Origin of the sequence: Pseudomonas mendocina, assembly GCF_003008615.1 — a bacterium.
Taxonomy (GTDB): domain Bacteria; phylum Pseudomonadota; class Gammaproteobacteria; order Pseudomonadales; family Pseudomonadaceae; genus Aquipseudomonas; species Aquipseudomonas mendocina_C.
In genome coordinates this window covers 412,566-431,027 of record NZ_CP027657.1, presented here as the reverse complement: position 1 = coordinate 431,027, position 18,462 = coordinate 412,566, and the positions used below count along the sequence as shown (strand labels likewise).

Sequence of the window (18,462 nt, the reverse complement as noted above, 5' to 3'; positions counted from 1 at the left end):
CGGGGCGCTGCCCAGCTGGAGCATGTGTCTATTGCTTGCGCTGTTGCTGATGCAGCAGGCGCTGGCGGCGGATGGCAGGCCGGCCTGCCAGCTCGACGGTGAGGCTCCGATCCGGGTGTTGGAAGACGCCTCTCGCCAGCTGAGTGTGGAACAGGTGCTGGCTGCGGACGAACAGGATTTCTGGAGCCTGCCGCCAGGCTCCTTTCCTATCGAGTTCAGTCATTCTGCGTTCTGGCTGCGTTTTTCTCTGAGCGCACCGTCCGATGTTTCCTGTTCGAACTGGCTGAGCGTGGGGGAGCCGCGGCTCAATGATGTACAGGTATATGTGCTGCGCGATGGTGAGATGACTCGCATGCAGGCCGGTCGTGACTACCCGATCGAGCAATGGCCAACCCGTACGCGTACCCCCCTGTTTCCGCTGGTGCTGGAGGAGGGCGAGCAGGTTCAGGTGCTGGTGCGAGTGACCAGCCGCGGCGTATTGATGATCCAGCCGCGTCTGTGGGGCGAGCTGGAGTTGCTGCAGGCCAGCCCGGATCTGTACATGGCGGATGGTCTGGTATTCGGCATCGTGTTGCTGATCGTGCCGTTCAGCCTGATCGTTGGCTTGCAGATCCGCTCCGGGCTGCTGGTGATCAACGCCCTGGCGATTCTCGCCTACGTGATGCTGGCCTGCGTCGCCAACGGTTACCTGTTCTACCTGCCGAAGATCCTGCCCTACAGCAGTGAGGTCAGCAGCCTGATGGGTTGTACGGCGCTCATGTTGTTCATGGCCTATTTGCACGTGCTGTTCAAGGTGCAGCAGATGTCCAGGTTCTGGCGCGGCTTGCTGGCGATCAGTGCGCTGCTGCTCGGCGGTTTACTGCTATCTGGTGTCCTGCTCGATTACACCGTTACACGCAGCCTGTTCAGCGAGCTGCGCTGGATCTTCTATGTGTTGGTACCGCTGCTCTGTCTGGCCGCCTGGCACAGTGGTTTGCGGCCGAGTTGGCTGGCCTGGTCGCTGAGTGGTTTCTTCACCCTGCAGGCGTTGTCACGCTATGTCTTTGATATCAGCGATGCCGCCTGGCAGTACGGCGAGGACTACCTCGGACTGGCTTCCAGCCTGCCGGGCGTGCTGTTGCTGGTCTGCACCCTGATCATGGAGTTCGCCCACAGTCGACGTCGCGAGCGCCTGGCGTTGGCCGAACTGGACGCACAACGCAATGCCGAACACGAGCGCCTGGAAAGCACCGTGGCACGGCGTACCGAGCAGTTGCGCGAGTCGCTGCGTGCACGCAGTTCCTTGCTGGCGCGAATCACTCACGATTTGCGCTCGCCGCTGTCGAGCATCATCGATTACGCGCGTCTGCTGCGTGCCGAGACCCGTCAGGATTATCCGCAGAAGATCGAACGTAACGCGCGCCGCCAACTGGAGTTGATCGACGAGTTGCTGGAGTTCTCGCGCAGTGAATTGCAACAGCAGGAGCTGGTGTTGGCGCCCGGTTACCTGTACGGCTTTCTGGGCGAGATCGAGGACGAGGCGCGCTTTTTCGCACAGCGTCAGGGCAATCAGTTGCACTGCCAGTTCGGTATCGATCTGCCACCGTTGGTGCAGGCCGATTTCCGCCGCCTGCGCCGGATTCTGGTCAACCTGCTGGCCAATGCCGGCAAGTTCACGCACCAGGGCCGGATCGATTTCAGCGTGAGCCTGGTCAAGGCCGAGGCCGCTGAAGTGGAGTTGGCTTTCAGCGTCCGTGACACCGGCATCGGTATCTATCCCGATGATCGCGCGGATCTGCTGCAGCCCTTCAGCCGTGGGCGCAATGCCAGGCGCTATGAGGGCAGTGGTCTGGGGTTGTCGATCGTCAATCAACTCCTGGAGCAGATGGGCGCCGAGTTGCTGATCGATACGCGACCGGGGCACGGCAGCTGTTTCTCCTTCCACCTGTTGCTGGCGACTGCCAACGAACACGAACTCGATGTGGTGATGGAAGAGAGCCGCGGCATTGCCATCCGTGGCGACGACCGCCGGGTGCTGATCGTCGACGATACCGAGCAGAACCGCGAAAGCATCAGCGACCTGCTCGGTGGCTATGGCTTCGATACCTTCGTAGCCGAGGACGGCGCGCAGGCCCTGCAAGCACTCGAAGAGACGGCCTTCGATCTGTTGATCACCGATCAGATGATGCCGGTGATCGACGGCTGGGAGTTGCTGTCGGTGGTACGTACTTCGTATCCAGCGCTTCCGGTGTTGCTGTACTCCGCGGCGCCGCCTCTGCGCCCCGCATCCTGCAGTCCCGCTCTGGCCTTCGATGCCGCGCTGCTGAAACCTGCCGATGGCGGCGAGTTGCTCGAGCAGATAGCCAGGTTGCTGGATACGGCATGATGCGTCTGGCGCTGCTGTTCGTCCTGCTGGTCGTCAGTGAGATGGCCGTAGCCACGGTATGTGCCGATCAACCACCTGCGCGTCTCGAACGCCTGGCGGTCTTCGAGGATCGTGGTGCGCAATTGCGCCTGGAGCAGATCCTGGCTTTACCGGAGCAGGCTTTCAGCAACTTCGAACAGGGCTACCTGTTTGCCAATTACACCCACTCGGCGTACTGGGTGCGCTTCTCTCTGGCCGGTGTGACGAGCCGCGATTGCTTGCGCTGGCTGACGGTGGGCGATCCGCGCCTGAACGATATCCAGGTATTCATCCGGAGCGCTGGCCAGTGGCAGCGCATGCACGCCGGTAGTGCCTATCCCGCCGAGGAATGGCCGGTACTGGGGCGCCAGCCGAGTTTTCCCCTCTACGACGAGGACGACGGCCTCGTGTTGATTCGCGCGACGAGCCGTTCGGCGCTGATCGTCGAGCCGATCCTGTGGTCGGAGCTGGCGATGCTCATGCAGCGTCAGACCAGCGCGTTGGTCGATGGCCTGAGCCTGGGGATCGTGTTGCTGGTGGTGCCTTTCAGCCTGGTCGTGGGCAGCATCATGCGTTCGCCATTGTTGCTCACTCACGCGGCAACCGTGCTCACTTACATCGTCGTGACCTGCGTGCTGAACGGTTATCTGACCCACTGGCCGGCGCTGTTGCCGTGGAGCGACGTGATCCGTTCGCTGGTCAGCGTGATCAGCTTCGCCTGCTTCCTTGGCTACGCCCGTGTGCTGCTGCAGGTGCGTCATCTGCCGCGCTGCTGGGGATTGTTGTACGGCGCTTTGCTGGTGCTGTTCATCGGCAGTCATCTGTGGACGCTCTTGCTCGATCACGCGCAGGGCGGGGCCTTCACCGATCTGCTCAGGCGCTTCACCGTCTATCTGCTGATGCCGCTGACCCTGCTGGTCGCCTGGTACCGCGGGGTATCGCTGATCTGGATGGCCTGGGTCATACCGCTGCTGTATCTGCTGCAATTTTTCATGCGCTACGTGCTGCAGGCCGATCAGGTGATCTGGCAGTCGCGCCAGGATTTTTTCAGCCTTTCCTCCATCGTTCCGGGGGTGGTGATGCTGACCTGTACGCTGCTCACCGAGCTTTACCGCAGCCGCAAGCGAGCGCAGCGGGCGCGCGGCGAACTGGAGGATCGGCGTCAGGCGGAGCAGGGGCGCCTGGAGGGCATGGTGCAACGCCGCACCGAGCAGTTGAGCGAGTCGCTGCGGGCCCGCGGGGCGATGTTGGCGCGAATCACTCATGACCTGCGCACGCCATTGTTGGACATCGTCGACTATGCGCGGCGTCTGGTCGCCGAGAGTCGTCATGACTATCCACAACGGATAACGCGCAGCGCTCACCGCCAATTGGCGTTGATCGACGAGTTGCTGGAGTTCTCCCACAGCGAACAGCCACAGCATGAGGTGCCGGGTGATCTGCACCTGTTCCTGCGGGAGATCGCGGAGGAGGTGGAGCCGCTGGCTCGGCGGCATGCCAACGATTTTGAGCTGCACCTGGCGACGGACGTGCCGCAGCAGGTGAGTGCCGATTTCCGGCGCTTGCGCACGGTGTTGCTGAACTTGCTGGGCAATGCCGTCAAATTCACCCGTGACGGTCGCATCCAGCTACATGTGAACTGCCAGCCGCGTGGTGTCGCTGCGGTAAGCCTGCAACTGCAGGTGGAAGATACGGGGCCGGGCATTCACCCTGACGATCAGCAGCGCCTGCTGCAACCTTTCGAGCGAGGAGCGGGAGTCGAGGCAGTCGAGGGCAGTGGCCTGGGTCTGGCCATCGTCACCCAGGCGTTGCAGGCCATGGGCAGTGCGCTGCAGGTACAGAGCGACGGCGTATCCGGTAGCCGCTTCAGCTTCGAGCTGAACCTGGCGCTGCCAGGCGAGCGAGCGGAGGTCCTGGCATGAGGTGTCTGTGGTCGTGCTGGCCGGGTCTGCTGGCGTTGCTCGGCAGCACGGCGCTGGCGCAGGTGGCCACCGAGGAGCCGGCGCTGCTGCAGCTCGATGACCTCAGCGTCAATGCCCGCCAGCGCCCGGAGAAGGCTGGCGAGGTGCCCATCGCGATCAGCGTGATCGAGGGGCGGCAACTCGACGAGGCCGGGCTGACACGTGCCAGTGAGCTACCGGAGCGAGTACCTGGCCTGTCGCTGGCCGCACCCAATGCGCGGCAGGCCAGCTATGCCATACGCGGGCTGGGTTCGAGCGGCTACAACGATGGGCTGGACGGCAGTGTCGGTGTGTTCGTCGACGGCGTTTACCTGGGGCGGCCGGGTATGTCCGTCGGCACGCTCTTCGACCTCGAGCGTGTCGAGGTGCTGCGTGGCCCGCAGGGCACTCTGTATGGCAAGAACAGCACCGCCGGTACGCTGAATTTCTACAGTCGCCTGCCCACTTTCCATCCCCAGGCCAGCGGCGAGGTGACGATGGGCGAAGACGGGCTGCGCCGATATCGCGGGGTACTGTCTGGCGAACTGGTGGAGGGCGTACTGGCAGGGCGACTGTCCGGCTACGACAGCCAGCGGGAGGCGGCGGTCGACAATTTTCATCCCGGCGTTTCATCGCGTGACCGTGATGAGCAGGGGCTGCGCGGCCAGTTGCTGTGGCAGCCGGATGAGCGTTTCAGTGCACGGCTGATTCTCGATCATGATCAGCGTCGCGAGAATGTCGCCCTGGCCGCCAGCAACTACAGCCAGGCGACCGTGCAACGCAGCGCCTATGTGGGTTATGCGCTGCCGCCAATCGACCCCTACGCCCGCGAGGTCGATCATGACCGGGAGAGTTTCGCCGATGTGCGCCAGAACGGTATTTCCCTGGAGCTGAACCGCTACTGGGATAATGGCACCACACTGACCAGCATCAGCGCCTATCGCGATTGGCGTTACGACACCCGGCTGGACGCCGATGGCACCGGCCTGGCGGTCGCAGCCGGCAGTGCCGAGCTGGATCACTGGCAGTTCAGCCAGGAGCTGCGCCTGGCCGGTTCGCCCCATGAGCGGCTGGACTACGTGGCCGGGCTCTACTACCTGAGGCAGAACCTGGCGCGCGACATCGGCGTGGGCTTCGGTCGCGATGCGGCGGCATTCTTCCTGGGTGATCGGCCCGAGCTGCACTTGCCGCCGCCGTTCGGCTCCTTGCCGCCGAGCGTCATCCCGGCGTCCCTGCTCGAAGGCGCCCAGCAACATCTCGACAGTGAGCAGCGCAGCGAGAGCCGCGCCCTGTTCGGTCAGCTGACCTGGCACCTTACGCCGCGCCTGGCAGTCACTCCAGGCCTGCGCTACACCCATGAACGCAAGCGTGCCTGGCTGTCGCGGACGGTCTCCAACCTGGCGCCGCTGGTGTCCAACCCGCTCGATCCGCTAGACCCCTTGTGGCAGTGGGGCGGCCCGCTGCTGCGCCAGGTGGCGCTGGGTGGGGACTACTATCGACGCGACACCATCGACGAGCACAATCTGTCTGGCCACCTGAGCATCAGCTACCGCTTCAACGATGACCTGCTCGGCTACGCGAGTTGGTCGCGCGGTTACAAGGCTGGTGGCATCAACCTCGATGTGACCAGCCGCTATGCACAACCCACTTTCGCTGCCGAGCGGGCCACGTCGCTGGAGGTCGGCCTCAAGCAGTGGTTGTGGAACGAGCGCGCCTGGTTGGAGCTGGCGCTGTACCAGACCGACGTCGACGACTACCAGGCACTGACCAACAGCCCACCGGCCGATGCGTTCTCTCCGCCGCTACGCGACAACCTGATCAATGTCGGCCAGGTTCGCCTGCGCGGTGTCGAACTGGACGGGCGCCTGCGTGCCAGCGAACAGATCGAACTGCGGCTGGGCGTCGCATACAGTGATGCCCGCTACCGGGACTTCGCCAACGCGCCCTGTGCACCGCAAAGCCAGAGCTGGACATGCGATCTGAGCGGGCAGCGGCTGTTCAATGCGCCGCGCTGGGGTGTCACTGCTGGTCTCGATTATCGCCAGCCGCTGGAGCAGGGCCTGGCCGTCTTCGCGGGGCTCGACTACAGCTTGCGCAGTGCCTCGCAGGGCACCCTGGAAGGCGGCGCCGGCAGCCAGCAACCGACTTATGCGCTCACTCATCTGCGCTTCGGTCTTGGCCGTAGCGATGGTGGTTGGGAACTTGAGCTATGGGTTCGCAATCTGTTTGACAGGCAGTACATCACCGCCGTGCGTGGCCAGCTCGGTTCCGGCGACTACGGGGTGGTGGTCGGCGAGGCCAGGCAGTTCGGTAGCACCTTGAGAGTGGCCTACTGAGTCGCCTCGCGCAGGCGCTCCGGCAAAACTTTCCTCCCGCCTTTTTGGTTTTCAACCTTCTGTTTTAAAAGCACTTTTCACGAATCGGCGAGTGGCCTCGATCTTTGCCAAAGAGGATCGGGGTTGCGCACGCAGCAACGCTACTTCCCGCTCCGCTGCCTTGTTCGCGGACTCCCCATCGCGAAACTTGCGCCCTCATTTGGGAGCTGTGGATTCGCTTGCCGATTCGTCGTTCGCCTCGACCGAGAATGTCGGGAGCATGACGTGCTTAGCACGCTGAATGACTGAGTCGCCAAGGTAGGCGAATCCCTTGGGCGCACTGCGCTGGGGGAGGGTTGCATGTTGTCGACACCGAAGCATCGGTCGTGGCTGCTTGGCTGCGCACTATTGGGGGCGGGGTTGTTGCCGCTGGCGGCACAAGCCAGTCTGGGCATCAGCAAGACGCGGGCACCCGGCTTTGCCGACCCGGTCTACGTCGGTGATACCGACGGCTTTCTCATCCAGCTGACCAACAACTTCAATGACGGCGACATCACCGATGTCACCTTCACCGACAATATGCCCGCCGGTTTCCGCGTGGCGGGTACGGGTGTGGTCTCGACCACCTGTGCCGATGGCAGTGGCAACCCGGTACCTTTCGTCGGTAGCGTTGCCGCGGCGCAGGGCAGCAACAGCATCACGCTGAGCGGTGGCGTGATCCCTTCGCGCGGTGCCGGTACCCAGGCCGGGCGCTGCGAGATCGTCGTTCAGGTCACCTCCACCACGGCCGGTAGCGGCAACAACGTCATCCCCGCCAATGCCGTCAGCGGCACCTACAACGGCAGCACGGTGCGCAACGCCGACCCGGCGCAGCAGTCGCTCAACTTCCTCACCCTGGCGGCGCCGACCATCAGCAAGAGCTTCGCCGCCGGCACCATCGTCAAGCGTGATCAGGCCACGCGCCTGAGCATCGTCATTCGCAACAACGCCTCACAGCCGCTGCCGCTCAATGGTGCTGGCGACAGCCCGGCTTTCGCCATTCGTGATCGTCTCGGTGACTACGGCCTGCAGGTTGCTTCCAGCCCTGATGCACAGATCAACTGCGGCGCGACGCCACCGAGCTTCAATCCGGCGGCCGGTGCCAGCGAGATCAGCGCGGTCGGCGGCGTGGTGCCGGCCAACGGCACATGTACCCTGAGCGTGATGGTGGTGGCCGACGGCTCGGCCAGCGCCTATTCGATGGGCCTGACCAACGTCATCAACCGCACCACCGATTTCGGCAACAAGCGCGGCCTGGTGCCGCCGAGCAACGCCAGCGCCAACCTCACCGTTACCGCGCCGCTGCGCGTGGCCAAGAACTTCAACCCGGCCACCGTGGCGGCCGGCCAGGAAGCGTTGCTGACCATCACCCTGACCAACGCCAGCCCGCTGACCACGCTCAACCTGCAAGCCTTCAGCGACGACATCGACGGCGCGGCCAGCGGCCTGCAGATCACCTCGGCGCCGACTGCCACCTGTACCGGTGGCTCCAGCCTCACGGGCCTGGGCGGGCAGGGCAGCCAGACCCTGGTGTACAGCAGCGGCACCCTGGCGCCCAACAGCAATTGCGTGATTCGCGTGCCCTACACGGCGACGCTGAGTACGGCGGGTGTGCCCGAGTCCTTCACCAATACCATCCCGGCCGGCGGCGTCAGCGTCAGCAATCCGGATGTGTTCAGCCAGGGCGCGGCCGCCTCGGTCACCGTGGTCGATCAGTTCCTTATCGAGAAAACCAGCAGCCCGGATGTGGTGGCCCCTGGCAACCCGGTGTACTTCAGCGTGGCGGTGCGCAACTACTCGACCACCGCGCAAAGCGGTGTGACGGTAACCGACCACCTGCCCAGCGGGATGGTGCTGCTGAGCGCTCCGAACCGAGCCAACCCTTCCATCAGCGGCGCCGGTTGCAGCGGCTCGGTCGTCGTTGGCGGCAGCGCCACCAGTCCGACCTTCACCTTCGACATGGGCGCAGGCGCGGCGGGTAACCCGGCGATCTGCACCCTGAATTTCTGGGGCATGGTGCCGGCCGACGCCAGCAGCGGCGCGGTGATCAACGAGATTCCGGCCGGTGGCGTGTGCGCCAGCGGTATCTGCAACCACAGTTCGACGTCCGCGCAGTACAGCGTCAGCAGCTCCACTTTGACTGTGGAGAAGGGCTTCGATGCCAGCTCCAGGCCCGAGGGCAGCGCGGCGACCATGACCATCGACCTGGTCAACCTGTCGGCGCAGGCACTGAGCGACGTCAGCCTGCTCGACAACCTGCCGTTGGGCAGCAACAACACGCCGATGCAGGTGGCATTCCCCAGCAACGCCGCCACCACCTGCGGCGGTACTCTGGTTGCGGTGCCGGGCAGCAACGAAGTGCGTCTCACCGGGGCCAGCGTGCCCGCTCGTAGCGGTGACGGCCTGGGCGCGGTCGGCCGCTGCCAGGTGCGGGTGAACGTGGTCGGCGCTGCTGGTCATTACGTCAACTCCCTGCCTGCTGGCGCCGCCAGCGGTGTCGAGCGTTACGCCGATGGCTCGCCCAATCCGGATCGCGTGCAGAGTCCTGGCCCGGTCAATGCCAGCATCGATTTCCTCTCGGCACTGGCGGGCAACAAGACCTTCGTGCCCAACCGCATCCAGCCGGGTGGTCGCTCCACCGTCAGCATCAACCTGAGCAACTCGCAGGCTGGTGTGCTGACCAACGTCAGCATCACCGACGACCTGCCGGCCGGCATGACCGTAGCCAACCCGGCCAACGCCTACTCCACCTGCGATGGTGCGCCGACGATCAATGCCGCGCCTGGCAGCAGTCAGGTGACGCTAAGTGGCGCACGGATTCCCACCGGCAGCTGCGACCTGTTGTTTGACGTTACCGCCACGGGCGGCGGCGACTGGGTCAACAGCATCGCTGCTGGCCAGCTCAAGGCCGACGGTGGCGTGCAGAACGTCACCGCTTTTGGCGCCACCCTGCAGAACGCCAGCGGCGGCGGGGTCAGCGTGACCCTCAACCACGCCACGGCCAGCGTCGCTGCGCCGGGGGCGGTGACCCAACTGACCCTGACCCTGTTCAACAGCGGCAGCCTGGATCTGAGCAACCTGACGCTGGACAGCTTCTTCACCGATGATGGCCTGGTGGGTGGCGCTCCGACCGGCGAGCGTATCGCCGGCGTGCCCAACGTCAGCACCACTTGCCCCGGTGGCGTGGTCAACGCACCGGCCAACGGCAACCGCCTGGCCCTCAGCGGGGCGAGCCTGGCGGCGGGGCAGAGCTGCACCGTCACGGTGGACGTGACCATGGTCAACACCGGCACGGTGACCGCCGTGATCCCGGCGAGCGCGATCAGCACCGACCAGGGCGTCAGCAACGTCGATCCGGCGTCGAGCAGCCTGCAGACCAGCAGCGGCCTTGGCCTGGTCAAGCAGTTCACGCCCAAGGTGATCGCACCAGGTGAGCGTTCACGCCTGCGTATCACTTTCTACAACCCGACCACCCAGCCGATCAGCGACTTGAGCGTGGTCGATACCTATCCGGCTGGCCTGGTCACGGCAAGCCCGGCCAACGTCGTCAACACCTGCCAGGGCAGCGTCAGCAGCAGCTCCGGTCAGGTGAGCCTGAGTGGCGGTCAACTGCCTGCCGGCACGGGCGCGGCTCCGGCTTCGTGCTACGTGGAGATCGACGTGACCGCCAATAGCCAGGGCGAGTACGTCAACACCATTCCCGGCGGCGGCCTTACCGGCAGTGCCGGCGGCAGCCCGGTGACCAACAACGAGGACACCACCGACACCCTGCGCGTCACCTCGCCGCTGACCGTGCACAAGGCCATCGCCACGCGCACGCTGGATGCCGGCAACCCGGCCGGTTTCACCACCGGCACGGCCAATGGTTCGGCCGGTGTGCCGGTGCGCCTCGCCATTCGCCTGGACAACCCCGGCAGCAGCCCGCTGACCGGTCTGGCTTACACTGACACCTTGCCCGACGGCCTGGTCGTGGCCCAGGTGCCCAATGCCAGCAACAGTTGCAGCGGCACGCTGAGCGTCACGCCGTCGGGCACCAGTGTGCGCCTGTCCGGTGGCGCGCTGGCAGGCAACGCCAGCTGCCTGGTCGAGGTGGATGTACTGAGCAACATCGCCGGCACCTATACCAACAGCATCGGTGTCGGTGCGGTGAGCAGTTTCGAAGGCGTGCGCAACGAGGAGCCGACCCGCGCGCGTCTGATCATTTCCAGCCCGCCAAGCGTCAGCAAGCAGTTTGCCCCGGCGGTGATCCCGCCAGGCGGCATCTCGCGCCTGACCATCTTCGTCAACAACCCCAATGCCACGGCGATGACCCTCAGCGCGGCCCTGGTCGACAACCTGCCGACCTTGCCGGGGGCCGTGCGTGTCGCTGCCACACCGAATATCGCTGGCAGTTGCCCGGCTGGCGCCATCACCGCCGCGGCCAACAGCGCCAGCGTGCGCCTGGCCAGCGGCACTGTGGTGCCGGCCGGCGGCTGCACCATCGAGGTGAATGTCACCGCCGATACGGCGGGTGAGCACACCAACATCATCCCGGCCGGCGCCTTGCAGACCGACATGGGCAACAACCCGGAACCGGCCCATGCGCCATTGACGGTCAGCACCCTGGGCTTCATCTCCGGTCGCGTGTATCTGGACAACGACCTGAGTGGCAGCTATTCGGCTGGCACCGACAGCCCACTGGCTGGTGTGGCCATCGAGCTGCGCAGTGGCGCCAGTTGCGCCAGCGGTGCGCCGGTCAGCGGCATCATCGGTCTGATCAACCCGAGCACCACCGATGCCGCTGGCAACTACCTGTTCGCGGGGCTGCCGGCCGGCACCTATTCGGTGTGCCAGGCCAGCCAGCCGGCGGGCACGCTGAACGGCCAACCGGTGGCCGGTGGCATTGTCGCGGTGAACGGCAGCAGCGGTACCGTCGGTACGCCGAGCAACCCGAGCGAGAGCAGCAGCCAGATCGCCGCCATCGTGCTTCAGGGCAACGGCGCCGGTGGTGAGGTCAGCGGTTCGTCCGGCAACGACTTCCCTGAAGTGCGTCCAGCCAGCCTCAGCGGTTCGGTTTTCGTCGACCTCAACAATGATGGCATCCGCCAGAGCGGCGACAGCGGCCTGGCTGGCGTGCCCATCGAGCTGAGCGGTACCGACTGGCTCGGCCGTCCGGTCACGCGCAGCAGCGTCACCGACAGCAATGGGGATTACCGTTTCAACGGCTTGCCGCCGGGTGATTACCGCGTGACCGAGCCGACCCAGCCGGACGGCACCACCAACGGCATCACCCGCGCCGGCAACAGCGACGGCACCACGCCCAGCGTGACGCCGGTGAGCAGCACGCCGAGCATCATCGATGGCGTGCGCCTGAGCCCGGGCTACGTGTCGGAGAACAACGACTTCGGCGAAATCCTCAATGGCCGCGCCATTCACGGCAAGGTGTTCCACGACCGTGATGTGGACGGTGCACCGACCTCCGGCGACAGTGGCCTGGCGGGCCAGCTCATCGAGCTGAGCGGTACCGACGTCAATGGCAACAGCATCACCCGTAGCACCACCAGCGATAGCAACGGCGACTTCAGCTTCACCGGCCTGCCGCCGGGCACCTACACCCTGGTGCAGCCGAACCAGCCCAACGGCCTGATCAATGGTTCGACCACGGCCGGTACGGCAGGTGGTGTGGTCAGCGAGACACCGAGCACCATCACTGGCATCGACCTGAGTGGTACCGCGCTGTCGGTGGACAACTGGTTTGCCGAGGTGTCCATCCCGTCGCTGTCCGGCACCGTGTGGATCGACAGCAACCATGACCGCATCCGTGATCCGGGCGAGACCGTGTTGCCCGGTTGGACCGTCGAGCTGCTGCAGCACGGCACGGTGGTCGCCACCACCACGTCCGACAGCAACGGCGCCTATGCCTTCAACGACCTGACGCCGGGTAACGGCTACGAAGTGCGCTTCCGCCATCCGGATTCCGGCACGCTGTTCGGCCGTCCGGTGCCGAACGAGCAGGGGGTTGGCTACACCCCCGGCACCACAGGCCCCGGCAACCCCGCTGGGGCCGACAACACGGGCGGCACCCTCGATGGCATCACCATCAGTCATGGTCGCAACGTGGTCGAGCACAGCCTGCCGATCGACCCGTCCGGTGTGGTGTACGACGCCATCAGCCGGCAGCCGGTGCGCGGCGCCGTGGTCAGCATCAGCGGCCCGCCCGGTTTCTCCGCTGCCAACGTGCTGGGCGGCTCGCTGAGCCAGACCACCGGCAACGATGGCCTGTATCAGTTCCTGCTACTGGCAGGCGCGCCAGCGGGTACCTACACCCTGACCGTGACCGCACCGGCGGGTTACCTGCCGGCACCGTCGGCACTGATTCCGGCCTGTACCAATACCCTGCCGGTCACGGCGGTGCCCGACCCGGCACTGGTGCAGAACAGCAACCTGGCGCCGGCCGAGTCGGTGACCCTGCATGACCCGGCCACCTGCCCGGCGAGCAGCGCCGGCCTGGCCGGCGGTGCCGGCAGCACGCAGTACTACTTCAGCTTCGTGCTCGACGGCAGCAGCGCCGACCTGGTCAACAACCACATCCCGCTCGATCCGGTGATGGGCGGTGCGATCGTCATGACCAAGGTGTCGCCCAAGGTCAACGTCACCCGTGGTGAGCTGGTGCCCTATGTACTGACTGCGCGCAACACCCTGGGCACCTCGCTGGCCGATGTCGCCATCGAGGATCAGATTCCACCGGGCTTCCAGTACGTGAAAGGTTCGGCGCAGGTCGATGGCCTGCCGCAGGAGCCGGAAATGGAAGGGCGCCGTCTGCGCTGGCCGCCACGCACCCTGGTCGGTGGCCAGGTGGTGACCGTCAAGCTGCTGCTGGTGGTCGGTTCCGGCGTCGGTTTCAACGAGTACGTCAACCAGACCTGGGCGCTCAACCTGGCGGTCGGCACGCGTGTGTCGAACGTCGCCAGCGCCACCGTGCGCGTGGTCGCCGACCCGACCTTCGACTGCTCCGACCTGATCGGCAAGGTCTTCGACGACAAGAACCGCAACGGCTACCAGGACGAAGGCGAGCCCGGCCTGCCCGGCGTACGTCTGGCCACGCCGCGTGGCTGGCTGGTGACCACCGATGCCCATGGCCGCTACCACATCGCCTGTGCCGACGTGCCCGGTGATCTGCGTGGCAGCAACTTCATCCTCAAGGTCGACGAACGCACTCTGCCGAGCGGCTACCGCATCGTCACCGAGAACCCGCGCGTGGTGCGCATGACCCAGGGCCGCCTGGTCAAGGCCAACTTCGGCGCCAGCATCCATCGCGTGGTGCGCCTGGATCTGACCGGTGATGCCTTCGCCGGCGAGCGCCTGAGCGCGGACTACCTGGCACGCATGGATGAGGTACTGGCCGCGCTGTACGCCGAACCGTCGATCCTGCGGATCGCCTACCACCTGCCGCTGGGTGGCGATGCCGAGCAGGCCCGTGCACGGATTGGCCATGTCAGGGATTTGATCAAGGAACGTTGGGAGCCCCGCGAGTGCTGTTACGACCTGCAACTGGAAGAAGAAATCGTACCGGCGACCGAAAGCGTGGAGGTGATCCGATGAGCATGCGCAAACTGCTGGCGTGCACCGTCGCCGCCATGAGCCTGAACCCGCTGGCGGCCGCCGTGGCCCAGGCCAGCGAACGCTGTGAAGTTGGCCAGGGTTGCGGCCTGCAAGGCCCGCGTGGGGCGATGGAAGACGAGTCGCTGCTGCAGCGCCGGCCTTTCACTCCCGGCGGCCTGCCGGCCCTGCCGCACAATGCCGAGCGTGAGTTGCCGCGTGAGAAGCTCATTCTCTGGCAATACGAAGGTGCGCTCGGCGAGCGCGAACACCTGCTGGAAGTCGGCGAGGAAACCATCGACACTGTGGCCTTGCGCGACGGCCTGCCGGTGGTGCGTTTCGCCTCGGGCCGCTCGGCGGTGCCGGATACCGACAGCGATGCCCTGGCCAGGCTGATGCAGCGCCTGGGCGACAAGCGCAACCTGCGCCTGCGTCTGATCGGCCATACCGACCCGCAGCACCTGTCGGAACGCACCCGTGCCATCTACCAGGACAACCTCGGTCTGGGCTTGCAGCGGGCCAAGGAAGTCGGTGCGATCTTCCGTGAGCGCCTGAACCTGCGCCCAGAGCAACTGATGTTCGACAGCCGCGGGCCGAGCGAGCCGCTGGTGCAGGGCGACAGCCCCGAAGCCTGGGCCACCAACCGCCGTGTGGAAGTGGAAATCTGGTACGACGAATCCATCGTCAGCACGCCGGCCAAACCGCAGGAGTGCGCGCCCGGTAGCGTCTCCGGCGAAGGTGTTGCACCGTTTCGCCTGAGCATCGACGGCCAGCCGCAGGGCGGCCAGGCCGCTGGCAGTGCCGATACCCAGCGCTGCGTGGATGTGGCCCTGGCGCGTGACCTGCTGCAGGTGCGCTACGACAACCTGTCGGCCAAGCCGCGCCTGAACCTGACCTCCAGCGCGCGCCTGGCGCGTGTCGGCCAGCCGCTGAGCTTCCGTGGTTCGAGCAACTACCTGCACTGGATCGACCGCGCCGAAGTGCGCATCGTCGGCAAGAAGCGCCTGTTCGGTGAGCCAGAGCTGCTGGAAACCCTCAAGCTCGACGAACAACTGCAAGGCCAGTGGACGCCGTCCGCCAGCTTGCCGGAGCGCGTCTATTACCAACTACGGGTCTATGACGCCGAAGGCCGCTACGATGAGACCAGCCCACAACTGATCAACGTTGCCCGTGGCCAGCGCGAAGCCGAGGAAGAGGCCGACAGCGAGGCCAATCTGCTGGCCGGCTACGACGGCAATCGCCTGGAGCGGCACAGCATCCCGGTGGCCGGCGGCACCGTGACCATCAATGGCAAGCAGGTGCGCGAAGGGCAGCACGTGTTCGTCATGGGCAAGCCGGTGCCGGTCGATGGCAACGGCAGCTTCGCCAGTGCGCAGATCATCCCGCGCGGCCTGCACACCGTGGAGGTGGCGGTGCTCGACGGGCAGGGCAAGGGGCGCATCTACCGCCGCGACCTGCGCCTGCCGCAGCAGGACTGGTTCACCGTGGCCATCGCCGACTTCACCGTCGGCCAGCAGAACACCAGCGGCCCGGCTAGCCTGGTCACTGGTGAGGATCGCTACTACGACGACAAGCTCTACGCCGATGGCCGCCTGGCCTTCTACAGCAAGGGCAAGATCGACGGCAAATACACCGTCACTGCCAGCGTCGACACTGGCGAGGAGCCAGCGGACAGCCTGTTCAGCAACTTCAACGAGAAGGATCCGCGCGAGTTCCTGCGTCGTCTCGACAACGAGGCCGACAAGGGCTGGACCACCTTTGGCGACGACTCGACGCTGATCGAGGATGCGCCGACGCGCGGCAAGTTCTACGTGCGGGTCGAGGACGAGAAGTCTCACGCCCTGTGGGGTAACTTCCGCCAGCAGATTCGCGACACCGAGCTGGCGCAGGTCGACCGCAGCCTCTACGGCGCCCAGGCCCGCTATCGCAGCGACGGTTTCACCAGCTTCGGCGAACGCCGCCTGCAGGTCGAGGGCTTCGCCGCCGAGCCTGGCACCGCCTCGGCCCGTGAGGACTTCCGCGGTACCGGTGGCTCGCTCTACTACCTGCGCCACCAGGATCTCACCGTGGGCAGCGAGCGTGTGCGCATCGAGGTGCGCGACAAGGATTCCGGCCTGGTGCTGCAGAGCCAGGATCTGGTCGCCGGTATCGACTACGAGATCAACGCCATGCAGGGCCGGGTGATTCTCAGCCAACCGCTGTCGGCCAACGCCGATGGCAGTGGCCTGATCCGCTCCGGTGGCAGCCTGTCCGGGCATCCGGCGTTCCTGGTGGTTGGCTACGAATACTCGCCAGGGCTGGATCGCCTCGACGACCTGGCCTACGGTGGTCGCGTCGCTTATTGGGCCAACGACAAGGTGCGCATCGGCGTCACCGGCAGTCAGCAGCAACAGACCGGTCGCGAAGACCAGACCCTGGGCGGCGGCGACCTGCTGTTGCGTCACAGCGAGGGCACCTGGTTGAAGGTCGAGTCGGCGCAGAGCCGTGGTGACAGCCTCGATCAGCGTTTTTCCTATGACGGTGGTTTCGGCTTTGGCGAGCAGATCGCCGGCACCGATTCGCGCGCCCGTGCCAATCGCCTGGAAACCGCGTTCGACCTGCGTGACGTGGTCACCGATGCCGAAGGGCGCGGCACCTTCTACTACGAGAGCCGCGACGCCGGCTTCGCTGCGCCGGGGCGTCTCACCGACCTGGCCACCGATCAGGTGGGCGGCAGCTACACCGCACCGCTTGGCGAGAAGACCGAGGTGACCCTAAAGGGTGACCAGACGGACGAGGAGGGCGGCCGTTCGCGGCGTGCGGTCGAAGGCATCATCGCCTACGACCTGAGCGAGGCCTGGCGCCTCTCCGCCGGGCTGCGCAACGATCGGCAGACCTACGGTGGCGCCTACCGCAGTCTCTACACCGGCACCTACGCCGGTTACGACAACGGTGAACGTGACGAGGGCGAGCGCAACGACGCCATCCTCCAGGCGCTGTACCACGAGGCTGATGACTGGTCGCTGTACGGCTTCACCCAAGGCACCGTCAGCCGCGACGCTGGTCGTCAGGCCAACAACCGCCTCGGCGTGGGTGGCGACTATCGCCTCAACGAGCGCACCTCGCTCAATGGCGAACTGTCCGGTGGCAACCTCGGTCTGGGCGCCAAGGGCGGGATCAACTACGACGCCTCCGAGCGCACCAACCTGTACCTCAACTACCAGCTCGACAGCGACCGTGGCGACGATGGTTTCGCCAGCCGCAGTGGCCTGGTGGGTACCGGTCGCACCGGGCAACTGGTATCCGGTGCCCGTTCGCGCTGGACCGACAGCACCAGCGTGTACGCCGAGCAGCGCATGCAGCATGGCGAGCAGGCCGGTCTGATTCAGGGCTACGGTCTGGACTTCGCCCCGGACGAGTTCTGGAGCTACGGCCTGAGTACCGAGTTCGGCACCTTCAACAGCGAGACCGAATACGAACTCAAGCGCCGTGCCTATGGGGCCAAGATCGGTTACAGCAATGGCGACCTGCGTTACGCCAGCCGCCTGGAGTACCGCCAGGATCGCAGCCAGGTGCAGGATCTGTCCGTGTGGCTGATGCGCAACAACCTCAGCTATCAGGTCAACCCGGACTGGCGCTTCCTCGGCCGCCTGGACTTCTCGGTGGGCGACTCCGACCGTGGCGACTACTTCGACGGCGACTTCGTCGAGGCCTCGCTCGGCTACGCCTACCGCCCGGTGTTCAACGACCGCCTCAACCTGCTGGCCAAGTACACCTACCTGTCGGATCTGCCACCGCCAGATCAGGTGTCCACCGCCACCGGCACCAGCGTCGACTACGCCCAGCGCAGCCACGTGTTCGCCATCGATGGCATCTACGACCTCAACGAACGCTGGAGCGTCGGCGGCAAGTACGCCTACCGCCTCAGTGAATTGCGCATGAGCCGCGATACTTCGGCCGACTGGTTCAACAGCCGCGGCCAGCTCTATGCGGCGCGGGTCGACTGGCACGTGGTGAAGAAGTGGGATCTGATGGTCGAACTGCGCCGCCGTGAGGAATCACAGGCGCGCGACAGCAAGAACGGCGCGCTGGTAGGCGTCTACCGGCACTTCGGCAATCACTTCAAGGCCGGTGTGGGCTACAACTTCAGTGACTTCAGCGATGACCTGACCGACCTGTCGTACCGCAGCCAGGGCTGGTTCTTCAACGCCATCGGCAAGTACTGACC

The 18,462-nt window shown here is 65.5% G+C and carries 5 protein-coding genes; all 5 read left to right on the top strand.

Annotated elements, in window-relative coordinates; all coding sequences use genetic code 11:
- Window positions 1–22: 22 nt before the first annotated feature.
- The 5 genes from C7A17_RS02060 (at window position 23) to C7A17_RS02040 (ending at window position 18,460) form a co-directional block, all read left to right on the top strand.
- Entirely contained in the window at window positions 23–2,365 is a 2,343-nt protein-coding gene (locus C7A17_RS02060) for a hybrid sensor histidine kinase/response regulator (protein ID WP_106736447.1), read from the top strand.
- Complete coding sequence (locus C7A17_RS02055) at window positions 2,362–4,305, top strand: sensor histidine kinase (protein WP_106736446.1); 1,944 nt, start codon at window positions 2,362–2,364, stop codon at window positions 4,303–4,305. The genes C7A17_RS02060 and C7A17_RS02055 overlap by 4 nt, the downstream gene beginning before the upstream one ends.
- Window positions 4,302–6,659, top strand: coding sequence for a TonB-dependent receptor (locus C7A17_RS02050; protein WP_106736445.1), 2,358 nt, complete (start codon window positions 4,302–4,304; stop codon window positions 6,657–6,659). Before C7A17_RS02055 ends, C7A17_RS02050 begins: the two co-directional genes overlap by 4 nt.
- A gap of 339 nt (window positions 6,660–6,998) precedes the next feature.
- Complete coding sequence (locus C7A17_RS02045; protein ID WP_106736444.1) at window positions 6,999–14,258, top strand: DUF7933 domain-containing protein; 7,260 nt, start codon at window positions 6,999–7,001, stop codon at window positions 14,256–14,258.
- Window positions 14,255–18,460 carry an OmpA family protein gene (locus C7A17_RS02040; RefSeq protein WP_106736443.1) on the top strand — a complete coding sequence of 1,402 codons (4,206 nt, stop codon included), beginning with the start codon at window positions 14,255–14,257 and terminating at the stop codon, window positions 18,458–18,460. Before C7A17_RS02045 ends, C7A17_RS02040 begins: the two co-directional genes overlap by 4 nt.
- Window positions 18,461–18,462 lie beyond the last annotated feature (2 nt).